Here is a 13,214-nt window from a genome sequence, read left to right as displayed (position 1 = left end):
TTCCCCGTAGTTGACGTCCCATCACCGCCGCGAGCACGCTGAGTTTGTACTTGCGCTCATAGATGTACGGCGCTATATGTTTACCCTCAAGGAGGGGGACTGACGGATGATCGCCAACGTACTCGGGCCGCTGCGTGTGACCTTGAACGGCGGCTCGGTCGTACCGGCCGCGCCGAAGGCCAGAAAGGTGCTCGCCCTACTGGTGCTCAACCGGGGGCGGGTCGTGCAGATCGACGCGATGGAGCGCGAGGTGTGGGGCGCCGCGGCGCCCAAGAGCGCGGCCACCAGCCTGCAGAACTACGTGATGCAGATCCGCAAGCACCTGGGGATGGTCCTGCCCGGCGGGCCCGGGAGCGCCCTCGCGAAACAGGTCCTGGTCACGGAGCAGACCGGATACCGGCTGGCGGTCCGCGACGACGAGTTCGACGTACGCCGCTACCAGGACCGGGTGGCCGAGGCGGGCCGGGCGGAGGAGGCGGGCCAGCTGGCCCAGGCCTCGGCGCTCCTGCGATGCGCCCTCGACCTGTGGCGCGACGAGCCGCTGGCCGATCTGCCGACCGGGCCCGTGCTGCAGTCGCACGTGCTGCGGCTGGAGGAGGACCGCAAGTCCGTACTGCGCCGCCGCATCCTGCTCGACCTGCGGCTCCAGCGGTACGAAGTAGTCGGCGAGCTGCGCGCGTTGACGGCGCTGCACCCGTACGACGAGATGCTGCACGAGTGCCTGATGATCGCCCTGAACCGGTCCGGCAGACGCAACGACGCGCTGTCGGTCTATCAGGGGCTGCGCTCCGCCCTGGCCGACGGGATCGGTCTTGAGCCCTCGATGCGGCTCCAGGAGCTGCAGAAGTCGATCCTCGTGGCGGGCGGCTCGCTCACCCCCGCACTGCCGTCCGTGGGGCTGTGACACCTGCCTCCGCGTCATGACCCACCGCGCTCAGCGCCGCGGTGAGTTCCTCCAGCAGCACGTCCGCTCCGGCGGGCGAGAACGGGAAGAAGTGGCCGCCCTCCACGAGCCGCCCTCGATGGGCGGCCCGGGTGAAGGCGGCCCACCCGGGCAGGGTGGCGGCCGGGACCAGCGGGTCGTTCGTCCCGGCGAGGGCCGTGAGCGGCACCGCGAGGCATACGTTCCGTACGGCGCGCAGCGCCTGGCGGCTGAGGGCCAGGTCATGGGCCAGCGTCCGCGCGCGCTGGTCGAGCGCGGTGTCGTGGAGCGCGCCCGGCGGCAGCCCGTGCAGCGCGAAGATCTCATCCAGTCCGGCGGCCGTGTGCAGCCGCTCCGGGTGCGGGTACGCCCGCTCCCCCGGCAGCCCGCAACTCACCACCACGGCGCCCGTCTCCACTACGTCCGCCACCGCGACGGCGAGCAGCGCGCCCAGGCTGTGCCCGTAGAACACGGTCGGTACGGACGGCAGCCCGCGCAGTGCGCCGCGTACGCCCCGCACCACGTCCGCCACGCGCGCGGCCGGGGGCTCGGCGGCCCGCTCGGCGTGTCCGGGCAGGGTGATGCCGAGGAGTTCCACGTCGCCGGGCAGCCGTGACAGTGGCGTCAGAAAGCGCGGCGCGTCGCCGCCCGCGTGCGGGAAGACGACGATCCGGGCGGCCGGGGCGGGGCGCGCGGGACGCAGACCGGCCGTCCAGCCGCCGCCGGTGGTCGGGAACATGATGGTCTGCCTCCGGGTGCGAGTTGAGGGGGAAGGGCCCGGTACGGGCGGGTGTCCGTACCGGGCCCCGGGGTTCATCGTCAGAGGCCCATGCCGATCCCTCCGCCGACCGGCAGGACCGCTCCGGTGATGTAACTCGCCTGCTCGCTCGCCAGGAAGCGGACGGCGGCCACGACCTCCTCGGGCCGCCCAGGGCGGCCCAGCGGCGTCATCCGCATCAGATCCGCCATCCGGCGGTCGGACAGCGGCGCCGTCATATCGGTCTCGATGATGCCGGGCGCCACCACGTTCACCGTGATGCCACGGTCGCCCAGCTCCCACGCGAGGGAGCGGGCCATGCCCACCAGACCTGCCTTGGCCGAGGCGTAGTTGGTCTGCCCCGGCGAGCCGAGGAAGCCGAGCGCCGACGAGATGAGCACCACCCGGCCGCGCCGGGCCGGGAGCATGCTGGTGAGCGCGGCCCGGACGGTGGCGAACGCGCCCGTGAGGTTGGTGGAGAGCACCTCCTCGAACTGCTCGTCCGACATCCGCAGCGCGGGCCGGTCCCGGGTGATCCCGGCGTTGGCCACCACGACCTCCACCGGGCCGTGCGCCGCCTCCGCCTCGCGCAGCGCCTTCTCGACCTCCCCGGGCACCGTGACATCCGCGTGGACACCGAGCACCCCGTCCGGCGGGCTGCCCGAGCGGTGGCTGACGGCGACCTTGTCGCCATCGGCCGCGAAGGCGGCGGCGACGGCCGCGCCGATGCCCCGGTTGCCGCCGGTGACGAAGACCGAACGGTTCATCGTTTCCCCTCCCTTCCCGCGCTCGTCGTCACGCGGGCGTGACGACGAGCGCGGCGTTGTGGCCGCCGAACCCGAGCGAGGTGCTGACGGCCGCCTCGATACGGGTGCGGCGCGGCTCCCCCGTGACGATGTCCAGGTCGATCTCCGGATCCTGGTTCTTGAGGTTGGCGGTCGGCGGTACGGTGCCGTGCTGCACGGCCAGCACGGTGTACGCCGCCTCGATGGCCCCGGCCGCCGCGAGAGCGTGGCCGGTGACACCCTTCGTGGAGGTCACGGCGGGCCCCTCGCCGAGGACCCGGCGCAGCATCCGCCCCTCGATCACATCGTTCATGGCGGTGGCCGTGCCATGGGCGTTGACATGGCCGATGTCGCGCGCCGCCACGTCGGCGTCGGCCAGCGCCTCCCGCAGCGCCCGTTCGATGCCCCGCCCCTCCGGGTCGGGCGCGGTGGCGTGGTGGGCGTCCGAGGTGGCGCCGTAGCCCCGTACGACCGCTCGCACCGTGGCGCCGCGCGCGCGGGCGTCCTCGGCGCGTTCGAGGACGAGGATCCCGGCGGCCTCGGCCGCCACGAAGCCGTCCCGTTCCGCGTCGAAGGGGCGGGCGGCGTGTTCGGGGGCGTCCCGGCTCTTGGACAGCGCGCCCATCTTGGTCAGCCCCGCCAGCACGGTCGGGGTCAGCGCGGACTCGCTGGCCCCGGCCAGCACGATGTCGCACACCCCCGATCGCAGCAGGTCGCGGGCGGTACCGACGGCGGTGGCGCCGGAGGCGCAGGCGGTGGCCGTCACCAGGCCGGGGCCGGTGGCGCCGCAGTCGATCGCCACGTAGCCGGCGAGCATGTTCGGCATGTACTTGGTGATCATCAGCGGGGAGACCCGGCCGGGGCCCCCGTCGCGCAGCTCCTGGTACTGCTCCTCGAAGGTGGCCGCGCCGCCGAGGGAGTTGCCGAGGACCACGCCCACCCGGGTGCCGTCCCAGCTGTCCCGGTTCCATCCGGCGTCCTCGATCGCCCTGCGGGAGGCGACGATGGCCAGCTGGACGAAGCGGCTCAGCTGCCAGGAGGCGAAGCCGCCCAGCAGTTCACCGGCGTCGAAGCCGGGGACGCGGGCGGTGAAATCGACGGGCATGCCGTCCAGGGACGGGTCCCTGGTGGCGCGGGAGCGGCCGGTGAGCAGCGCGTCCCAGTTCTCCGCGACACCGGTTCCGGCCGGTGTCACCAGCCCGAGTCCGGTGACCGCTATGCCGTCGGCCATCAGGCCACCGCGCCCTTGTCGGTGAGGAGTTCGGCCAGCTGGCGCACGGTGTGCTGATCGGTGAGGTCGCCCTCGTCGATCACCACCTGGAACTCCTTCTCCAGGACGAGGCTCAGCTCGATGAGCACCAGGGAGTCGAACGACAGGTTCTGGAAGGTCACCTCGGGGGTGATGATCTCCTTCTTGAGCTTGAACTGTCCGGAGAGGATGCCGGTGACGCGCTCTTCGATCGCATGCATGGTGAAACTCCTTCTGTCAGTGGTGAGTTGCCGATGTGAGATCAGCCAGGGGTTCAGACAGGGGTGACGTCGGGCCAGCGCAGCCCCAGCGCGCCCCAGGTGAGGCCGCCGCCGAAGCCGCCGAGGACGACGCGCTGCCCGGGGCGCAGCGCGCCCTCGATGACGCCGTCCGCGAGGGCGAGCGGAATGGAGGCGGCGACGGTGTTGCCGACCCGCCCGATGTTGGAGACGAACCGCTGCGCGGGCAGTCCCATGCGGTCCGCGATGGCCGCCAGGATGCGGGCGTTGGCCTGGTGCAGGACGACGCGGTCGACATCGCCGGGGGCCCAGCCGAGGCGCTGCGCGGCGGTTTCGACCGAGGTGGTCATCCTGCGGACCGCCTCGGAGAACACGGCCCGGCCCCGCATGGTGAAGTAGGCCCCGACCTCCTGTGCGGACAGGCCCGACGCCTTCTGCCGCGAACCGCCCGCCGGGACCTCGATGAGTTCGCTGCGGCTTCCGTCGCTGCCGAGGTCGAGTCCGCCGAGGGCACCCGGCTCCCCGGGGTCGCCGGGGCGCAGCAGGACGGCGCCCGCGCCGTCGCCGAACACCGCGCGGGTGGTGCGGTCCTCGGGGTCGAGGATGGTGGAGAAGGTGTCCGCGCCGATGACCAGCACGCTGCCCGCCGCACCGGAGGCGATGACGGAGGCGGCCATGCCCAGGGCGTAGACGAAGCCGGTGCACACGGCCGCGATGTCGAAGGCGGGGACACCGGTGAGCCCGAGCCTGCTCGCCACGTCCGGCGCGGTGGCCGGGCACGGCCGGTCCGGGGTGCTGGTGGCCACCATGACCATGTCGGCCTGTTCGGTGCCCGCCGACTTCAGCGCGCGCCGCCCGGCCTCCACGGCGAGGTCTCCGGTGGACTGTCCGGGGCCGATGACATGGCGCTGCCGGATTCCGGTGCGGGTGCGGATCCACTCGTCGGAGGTGTCGAGCCGACGGGCCAGTTCGTCATTGGTGACGACGTTCTCCGGCAGCCAGGTCCCGAGCCCCGCGAGAACCGCCGCGCGGTTCACCCGGCGCTCCCCGTAGCTATGGCGCGAAACACCTGCGTGAATGCGCCGTCAACAAGGAAAAAGTCCATCGATGCTTTCCCTTCTGGCCCGCCTCGCCGACTCGTGCGGCGTTTCCGGGAATTCATGCTGCAGGCCGCCGCTTGAGGCGTTCTCACGTACGGCACAGAAGGCACTCACGGTCGGCTCATTCGCGGCGTGAGAGGGACGTGAGCGGGCCGGTAGCGGGCCCAGCCAGCATGGTTGCCGTGCCGAAACACCCCACGACCTCGAGGGAAAGGGGACAGGCGTGACAGTGGCCACCGAAGCGGCCGACGCACGAGCCATCGTGCCGGACCTCGACTTCTCCCGCACCGTCCCCAAGGACCTGGTGCACCGGGAGGCGTTGTCCGAGCTGTTTCTCACCGACAGCAGGAAAGTGACGGACGGGCATTTCGTGGCTGCCGCCCAAATACCCCCGTCGCACGCCTATTACACCGATCACACGAGCCCGTCTCCGATTGATCCGCTGCTGCTGCTGGAATGCTGCCGACAGGCGGAAACCCATGCGGTGCACGCGCATTTCGGAGCGCCGCGCGACACCGTTTTCATTCTGCGGTCGTGGTCGATGCGGCTGCCCGGCGCTGCCACCGCCCGCATCGGCCCCGGGCCCGCGGAACTCATCATGGACGTGACCACGCGCGACAGCCGGTGGCGGGACGGCACGCTCCTCGCGACGACGTACGTGATGCGGCTGTCCGTGGCCGGGCGGTACCTCGGCGATGTGTCGCTGCGCGCGGCCTATATGCCCGGCGGTACGTACGCGGCTATGCGCACCCGGCGGCGTGGCAGCACACCGCCCACCTCGGACGCGTTCCGCCAGCTGCGGGACGGCACGCCGGTGGCGCCGGGGCGGGTCGGGCGCGCCCGGGCGGAGAACGTGGTGCTGCTCGACGCCGTGACCGGGGCCGACAGCGTTACCGCCCGGCTGCGCCCGGCGGGTGAGCACCCCAGCCTCTTCGACCATCCGCTGGACCACTTCCCCGGCATGGTCCTGATGGAGGCGGCCCGTCAGCTCGGCGTCCTGTACGCCGCCGAACGCGCCGGTGATCCGGCGGGGGCGTGGGCGCTGACCGAGCTGGCCTCGTCCTTCCAGACGTACGCGGAGCTGGACAGCCCGCTGCTGCTGACCGCCCGCCCGTCGTCCGGCCACGAGCCGGACACGGGCGCGGAGCTGAGTCTGAACATCGCCTTCGAGCAGGACGAACAGCTCGTCGCCGAGGCGGACATCACGCTCGCCCGCGACCAGCGGACGACGACCGAGGACGCGTCGTGAAGCTCGACGGACCGCTGTATCTGAGCGCCGCGACGACGTGGCTCCCGGCCACCGTCGAGACCCCGGACGACGCCGTGCGCGCCGGGCGGCTGAAGCCGGAGGACGTGGCGGCGACCGGCTACCGGCGGCTGCCGGTGTCCCGTACCGAGGCGCCGCCGGAAATGGCCGTCCGGGCCGCGCGGCGTGCGCTGGAGCTGGCGGGCGACGACCCTCGGGACGTGGGCCTGCTGGCCCACGCCTGGACGTACCACCAGGGCCATGACTTCTGGTCGCCCGCCCACTACATCGCGCACGGCGCGGGCGCCCTCGACGCGGTGCCGGTCGGAGTGCAGCAGATGTGCAACGGCGGTGCCGCCGCGCTCGAACTCGCCGCCGCACGGCTCCGGGCCGACCCGGCGACGGGCGCCGCCGTGGTCACCACGGCCGACCGCTTCTGCGCGCCCGGGTTCGACCGCTGGCGCGGCGACTACGGCCTCTGGTACGGCGACGGCGCCACGGCCGCCGTGCTGCGCGCCACCGCGCCGGAGCAGGGCGGCGGGCCGGGGCTTGAGCTGCTGTCCCTGGTCACCGCCGCGGCTCCCGCCATGGAGACGATGCACCGCGGCCGTGACGCCTTCAGCCCGGCGCCGCGCGAGCACAGTCCGGTGGTGGACATCCGCCGCACCAAGAAGGCGTTCCTGGAGGACAACGGCAAGGAGCACTTCGCCAAGGTCGTGCAGCAGCGGGTGCCTTCGGTGATCCGGGCGGCCCTGTACGACGCGGGCGTGTCCCCGGACGACCCGGCCCTGCGCGGTGTGCTCCTGCCGCGCCTGGGCCATACGGCGCTGAGCGCCGCGTACACCCCGGCCGTCGCGCTGGTCACCTCGGCGCCCGCCTGGGACGTGGGGCACGACACCGGCCATCTGGGCGCGGGGGACATCCTCGCCAACCTCGCGCTGCTGGCCGGGCCCGGCCGGTGGCGGCTCTCCCCCGGCGAGGTGGCCGTGGTGCTCAGCGCCGGGGGCGGATTCACCTGGTCGTGCGCGGTCGTCAGGCGACCGGCAGACGGTCCGGCGGACGACGACGCTCAGAACAGCGACAGCAGAGACAGGAAGGAGGGGGCATGACCCCCGCACAGCACAGCACGAACGGCCCCGACCCGGTCCTGGTGGTGGGCGCGGGACCGGTCGGCATGGTGATCGCCTGCGATCTGCTGCGCCAGGACATCCCGGTACGGATCGTCGACGCGGCGCCCAGCACCACCATTCACTCCCGGGCCGTCATCATGTGGCCGCGCAGCCTGGAGCTGCTGCGCCGCATCGGGGTCGCCGAGGAACTGTCCCAGACCGGCAAGCACATCGACGCGGTGTCGTACTACTCCGGCAGCAGCCGCCTGGGCGCCATCGAGATGAGCCGCCTGCACGACACCCCGTACCCGTTCGGGCTGTGCACCCCGCAGTGGAAGACCGAGGACGTCATCCGCAAGCGGCTGGTGGAGCTGGGCGGCCGGGTCGAGTCGGAAACCGCCCTGGTGGGCTTGGACAACTCCAGCGACCGGCCGGTGGCGACGCTCCGCCACCCGGACGGCGCGGAGGAGCGGGTACGCGCCGACTGGCTCATCGGCGCCGACGGCTCGCACAGCACCGTGCGCAAGGAGCTGGGCATCGAGTTCCAGGGGCAGGGCGCCGATGTGCTGTTCGCCATCGGGGACGGTCCGCTCGACGGCCCGCTGCCGCCGGACGAGATGGTGTACTGCTACAACGCGGGCGGCGCCATGGGCCTCGCGCCGTTCGGCGACGGCACGTTCCGCGTGGCGTGCAGCGTCCCGGTGTGGAACGACGAGGACGAGCCGCCGCGCGAGCTGTTCCAGGAGAACCTGGACCGGGTCGTGCCCTTCCCCGCCAAGCTCGGCGAGTTGAAGTGGACGACCGTTTTCCGGGCGCGCCGCAGGACCGCCGCCGCGTTCCGCGCGGGCCGCTGCTTCCTCGTGGGCGACGCGGCGCACATCTTCAGCGCGGCGGGCTCGCAGGGCATGAACACCGGTATCCAGGACGCGGTCAACCTCGCCTGGAAGCTGGGCGGCGTGCTGCGGGGCACCGTCGACGCCCGCGTCCTGGACACGTACGACCGCGAGCGCCGCCACTCCGCCGAGCGGGTGTCCCTGGTGACCGCCAAGCAGACCTCGTGGGGCCTGGTGCAGCAGCCCGCGAAGGTGGCCCTGCGCGACGCCCTGGTGCGCGGGGCGAAGGTGACCGGCGCGTTCCAGCGGCTGGTGACACCGCTGATGAGCCAGACCAGTGTCAACTACGCTTCCGACCGGGAGGATGTGAAGGCCGACATCCGCTGGCGGCGCAAGCCGCTGGGCGTCGGGGAGCGCCTTCCCGTCTTCGTGTCCGAGGGGTACGAGGACGGCGAGCAGGGGCCGTGGCCCGCCATCGCCGACGACCGTTTCACCGTACTGACCTGGTCGGGCGGTGTCCGTGGCGTGCGGTGGCAGGAGCGGGTCGAGTCCCTGCGCACGGCACTCGCCCCGCACCACCCGGTGCGGGACGTGTCGGCCTGGTCGGCGCTGAAGGAATTCCTCGGCACCAGGCCGCGCACCGTCGTGGTACGCCCCGACGGCCACATCGCCGCCATCGAGCCGCACGTGGACGCGGCGCGCCTGCGCGCGGTCCTCGCCCGCGTCGGCGCGACCCGGCCCGAAGAAGCGGCCTGAGCACCACAGATCGAAGGAGACAAGGACACACATGGAACAGCGCAAGCTCGGCGCCAGCGGGCCCTCCATCGGCGCCATCGGCCTCGGCTGCATGGGCATGAGCTGGGGGTACGCCGAGGGGCAGCGGAACGACGACACCTCGGTCGGGGTCATCGCGGAGGCCCTCGACCTCGGCGTGACGTTCCTCGACACCTCGGACGTGTACGGGGACGGGCACAACGAGCGGCTGCTCGGCCGGGCCCTCGCCGGGCGCCGCGACGACGTGGTGCTGGCCACCAAGTGCGGGCTGGTGGTGGACGATCTGGCCACCCGCGCCATGCACCGCGACGGCAGCCCCGCGCAGGTGCGGGCGGCGGTCGAGGCGAGCCTCACCCGCCTGGACACCGATGTGATCGACCTGCTCTATCTGCACCGGGTCGACCCCGAGGTGCCGCTCGCCGACACGTGGGGCGCCATGGCCGAACTCGTCGCCGCGGGCACGGTGCGGCGGCTCGGGCTGTCGGAGGTGAGCATCGCGCAGGCCGCCGAGGCCCACCGGCAGCACCCGGTCGCCGCCATCCAGTCGGAGCTGTCGCTGTGGACCCGTGGCCCGCTCGGCCGCCCCGGTGACGAGCTGGAGGGGCTGCCCAGTGCGGAGAACCTGGTCGGCTGGTGCGCCGAGAACGACGTCACCTTCGTCCCGTTCTCCCCGCTCGGCCGGGGCTTCCTCAGCGGCGCGTACGTCAGCCCCGAGCAGTTCGAGGACAGCGACTTCCGCAAGACCAACGCCCGTTTCCAGGACGACGCGCTGGCGGCCAACGCCCGCATTGTCGAGGTGGTCCGTACGGTCGCCGCCCGGCACGGCGCCACGCCCGCCCAGGTCGCCATCGCCTGGACGCTCGCCCAGGGGGAACACGTGGTGCCGATCCCCGGCACCAAGAACTCCCGCTACCTGAAGGAGAACACCGGCGCCGCCGCGATCCGCCTGAGCGACGCGGACCTGGCCGAGCTGGACGCCGTACCGGACCCGGTGGGGTCCCGCTACTGATCCGCCACATCCCGGTCGCGGGGGCGGCGGCCCCCGCGACCGGGAAACGCTCCCGCAGAAACCGCAGAAAAGGAACCTCGCGATGACACCGGCCCAGGCGACCACAGCGCGCGGCGCCGCGTTCTTCGACGTCGACGAGACGCTGATCACGCGCAAGAGCATGCTCTCGTTCCTCCACGACTACTACCGGTGGCTCGGCCGCCCCGACTCGGCGGCCGACGACGCGGTGTCGTCCCTGCGGGACATCGCGGCGGGCCCCGGTGGCCGGGCGGCGTCCAACCGCGCCTACTACGGGCTGTTCGCGGGCCACCGGGTGGCCGAGGTGGCCGCCGCCGGGCAGCAGTGGTTCGACAACGGGATGACAGCCGGGGGGCTGTTCCATCCCCCGGCGCTGCTGGCCCTGCGGGTGCACAAGGAGCGGGGCGATCTGGTGGTCCTGGTCTCCGGCTCCTTCTCGGCCGTACTGGACCCGATCGCCCGGTACACGGGCGCGCACATCGCGCTCGGCACGGTGCCGGAGGTCTCCGGCGGCAGCTACACCGGCGAGGTCCACGACGTACGGATCGGGGCGGGGAAGGCCGAGGCGGTGGCCGGGGTGCTGCGGGAGCGGGAGCTGCGGGCCGAGGACTGCTACGCGTACGGGGACCACGCCTCCGACCTGGACCTGCTGCGCCAGGTGGGGCATCCCGTCGTGGTGGGGGACGATCCGGTCCTGCTGGAGCACGCCCACCGGGGCAGGTGGCGGCGGCTGCCCCCGGCCGTCGACGCTGCCCCGGTGGGCCTTGGCGGCGCGTCGGCGGGCTGAGGGGGCGTCGAAACTTTCGCTCGGGCCGAGGGGGCCACACACCGTTGACGCACCGGGTCCCCACTGGACACACTCCGGTGCAACCACAACAGAATGCACCAGACTCCCACAGGATGTGTCATGGGTCCCCGCTCAACCCGCATGCTCCTTGTGCCACTGCTCGCCCTGCTCACGCTGGTGACGAGCATCTTCACCGCTCCGCCCAGCCCCGCGCTGAGCGGAGCGGAGTCCGAAGCGCAGGCAAAGCCCAAGTACGCCGGGTATGTCTTTACCTACTTCACCGGTGAGGGCACCGCCGACGGCGAACAGATACGGATGGCGCTCAGCCGTGGCAACGACCCGCTGCACTGGCGGGAGTTGAACGCCGGGAAGCCCGTCCTCACCTCCAGCCTCGGCGAGAAGGGCCTGCGCGACCCGTTCGTCATCCGCTCCCCCAAGGGCGACAAGTTCTTTCTGATCGCCACCGATCTGCGGATGTACAAGAACAGCAGCGGCAGCTGGGACCAGGTGCAGCGCACCGGCAGCAAGTCGATCATGGTGTGGGAGTCGAAGGACCTCGTCAACTGGACCGACCAGCGCCTCGTCAAGGTGTCCCCGGACACCGCGGGCAACACCTGGGCGCCCGAGGCGTACTACGACGAGAAGCTCGGTGAGTACGTCGTCTTCTGGGCGTCGAAGCTCTACGCCGAGGACGACCCGAACCACACGGGCTCGACGTACAACAAGATGCTGTACGCGACCACGAAGGACTTCCGCACCTTCAGCGAGCCCAAGGTGTGGAACGACCCCGGCTACTCGGTCATCGACTCCACCGTCATCAAGGACAAGGGCGCCTACTACCGCTTCACCAAGGACGAGCGCGACCCGTCCTCCGGCACGCCCTGCTCGAAGTTCATCACGGCGGAGAAGTCCACCTCGCTGACGGACACCTCGTACGACTTCGTCTCCGACTGCATCGGCAAGGAGGCGATCGACCGCGGCGAGGGCCCGACCATCTTCAAGTCGAACACCGAGAACAAGTGGTATCTGTTCATCGACGAGTTCGGCGGCCGTGGCTACATCCCCTTCGAGACCACCGACCTCAGCTCGGGCAAGTGGACCCCGTCCACGAACTACCAGCTGCCCGCCAGCCCCCGGCACGGCACGGTGCTGCCCGTGACCCAGGCCGAGTACGACCGGCTGCTGCGCACGTACCCGGCGTCCGAGGCCGCGCCCGCCGATGTCACGGCGAAGGGCCAGAAGGGGTACGCGATCGTCACCGAGGCGAGCCGCAAGGCCGTGCTGCCGATGGACCCGAAGGCCGATCTGCGGCGGCTGGCGCCCCGCTTCGCGCTCCCGGCCGGTGCCACCCTCAGCCCGCCCTCGGGCACCCGGCGGGACTTCCGCAAGCCCCGGACGTACACGCTGACGTCCGCCGACGGCACGACCCACGACTGGACCGTCGAGGCCGTGCCGATGCGCAGCCCCATCCTGCCCGGATTGAACGCCGATCCGGACATCCAGTACGCCGACGGCCGCTACTGGATCTACCCCACGACGGATGGCTTCCGTGGCTGGGGCGGCACCAAGTTCAAGGCGTACTCCTCGAAGGACCTGGTCCACTGGAAGGACCACGGGGTGATCCTGGACCTCGGCCCCGATGTGAGCTGGGCGGACAAGTACGCGTGGGCGCCCGCGATGGCCGAGCGCGACGGCAAGTACTACTTCTACTTCTGCGCCGAACAGCAGGTCGGCGTCGCGGTGGCCGACTCCCCCGCCGGGCCCTTCACGGACGCCCTGGGCAAGCCGCTGGTGCCCAAGGGCCAGCTGGAAGGCCAGATGATCGACCCGTCGGTGTTCACCGACGATGACGGCCAGGCCTATCTGTACTGGGGCAACGGCCAGGCGTACGGGGTGCCGCTGAACGACGACATGACGTCGTACGACCCCGCGAAGATGCGGAAGTTCACCCCGGACAACTTCCGGGAGGGCTCCTTCGTGGTCAAGCGCAAGGGCACCTACTACCTGACGTGGTCCGAGGACGACACCGGCAGCGAGAACTACCACGTCGCGTACGCCACCGGCTCGTCGCCGATGGGGCCGTGGACCAAGCGGGGCACGATCCTCTCCAAGCGCCTCGACTACGGGATCAAGGGCCCGGGCCACCACTCGGTGGTCAACGTCCCCGGCACGGACCAGTGGTACATGGCCTACCACCGGTTCGCCGTGGGCGGCCCCGGCACGGCGGGCGGCGACGGTACGCACCGGGAAACCACCCTCGACCGCATGGAGTTCGCGGCCGACGGGACCATCAAGCCGGTGGTGCCGACGCTGGAGTCGATCGACCCGCTGCGCCGCCGCTGACGCCGATTCCCCCACTCCGCCGGGTACGGTGCGTAGGTCACGT

12 protein-coding genes are annotated in these 13,214 nt (G+C 71.8%); 7 read left to right on the top strand and 5 right to left on the bottom strand.

The genetic code is table 11. From position 1 onward, the window contains the following. The first annotated feature begins 106 nt into the window (after window positions 1-106). Entirely contained in the window at window positions 107-904 is a 798-nt protein-coding gene (locus ACWC5C_RS17305; protein ID WP_385446666.1) for an AfsR/SARP family transcriptional regulator, read from the top strand. On the opposite strand, the gene ACWC5C_RS17300 is transcribed toward ACWC5C_RS17305, so the two are convergent. The 5 genes from ACWC5C_RS17300 to ACWC5C_RS17280 all read right to left on the bottom strand — a co-directional run bounded on the left by ACWC5C_RS17300 (window position 873) and on the right by ACWC5C_RS17280 (window position 4,989). Then, window positions 873-1,661 carry a thioesterase II family protein gene (locus ACWC5C_RS17300; protein WP_450876204.1) on the bottom strand — a complete coding sequence of 263 codons (789 nt, stop codon included), beginning with the start codon at window positions 1,659-1,661 and terminating at the stop codon, window positions 873-875. The two genes, ACWC5C_RS17305 and ACWC5C_RS17300, sit on opposite strands and share 32 nt — an antisense overlap. 80 nt (window positions 1,662-1,741) lie before the next feature. Next, window positions 1,742-2,446, bottom strand: a complete 705-nt coding sequence (fabG, locus tag ACWC5C_RS17295; protein WP_450876203.1) for a 3-oxoacyl-ACP reductase FabG — start codon at window positions 2,444-2,446, stop codon at window positions 1,742-1,744. A 28-nt stretch (window positions 2,447-2,474) separates the two neighbouring features. Further along, a complete protein-coding gene (locus ACWC5C_RS17290; protein ID WP_450876202.1) occupies window positions 2,475-3,695 on the bottom strand; it encodes a beta-ketoacyl-[acyl-carrier-protein] synthase family protein in 1,221 nt (406 codons plus the stop codon). Continuing rightward, window positions 3,695-3,934: an acyl carrier protein gene (locus tag ACWC5C_RS17285; protein ID WP_385446670.1), complete on the bottom strand. Its 240-nt coding sequence runs from the start codon at window positions 3,932-3,934 to the stop codon at window positions 3,695-3,697. Before ACWC5C_RS17285 ends, ACWC5C_RS17290 begins: the two co-directional genes overlap by 1 nt. 53 nt (window positions 3,935-3,987) lie before the next feature. Beyond that, entirely contained in the window at window positions 3,988-4,989 is a 1,002-nt protein-coding gene (locus ACWC5C_RS17280) for a beta-ketoacyl-ACP synthase III (RefSeq protein WP_450876201.1), read from the bottom strand. A 286-nt stretch (window positions 4,990-5,275) separates the two neighbouring features. On the opposite strand from ACWC5C_RS17280, the gene ACWC5C_RS17275 reads away from it, so the two are divergent. From ACWC5C_RS17275 to ACWC5C_RS17250, 6 genes are all read left to right on the top strand, one after another. Then, complete coding sequence (locus ACWC5C_RS17275; RefSeq protein ID WP_450876200.1) at window positions 5,276-6,301, top strand: ScbA/BarX family gamma-butyrolactone biosynthesis protein; 1,026 nt, start codon at window positions 5,276-5,278, stop codon at window positions 6,299-6,301. Then, a complete protein-coding gene (locus ACWC5C_RS17270) occupies window positions 6,298-7,407 on the top strand; it encodes a 3-oxoacyl-ACP synthase (RefSeq protein ID WP_450876199.1) in 1,110 nt (369 codons plus the stop codon). Before ACWC5C_RS17275 ends, ACWC5C_RS17270 begins: the two co-directional genes overlap by 4 nt. Then, window positions 7,404-8,996 (top strand): FAD-dependent monooxygenase, encoded by a 1,593-nt coding sequence (locus tag ACWC5C_RS17265; protein WP_450876198.1) that lies wholly within the window; start codon window positions 7,404-7,406, stop codon window positions 8,994-8,996. Before ACWC5C_RS17270 ends, ACWC5C_RS17265 begins: the two co-directional genes overlap by 4 nt. A 31-nt stretch (window positions 8,997-9,027) precedes the next feature. Continuing rightward, window positions 9,028-10,023: an aldo/keto reductase gene (locus ACWC5C_RS17260; RefSeq protein WP_450876197.1), complete on the top strand. Its 996-nt coding sequence runs from the start codon at window positions 9,028-9,030 to the stop codon at window positions 10,021-10,023. A gap of 82 nt (window positions 10,024-10,105) precedes the next feature. Continuing rightward, complete coding sequence (locus ACWC5C_RS17255) at window positions 10,106-10,828, top strand: HAD family hydrolase (RefSeq protein WP_450876196.1); 723 nt, start codon at window positions 10,106-10,108, stop codon at window positions 10,826-10,828. Between the two features lie 120 nt (window positions 10,829-10,948). Next, window positions 10,949-13,171, top strand: coding sequence for a family 43 glycosylhydrolase (locus tag ACWC5C_RS17250; RefSeq protein ID WP_450876195.1), 2,223 nt, complete (start codon window positions 10,949-10,951; stop codon window positions 13,169-13,171). The last annotated feature ends 43 nt before the right edge of the window (window positions 13,172-13,214 follow it).

The sequence above is a fragment of the Streptomyces sp. NPDC001700 genome (genome assembly GCF_053596435.1).
Note: the sequence above shows the minus strand (reverse complement) of the source record. Positions and strands in the feature narration are given on the sequence as shown.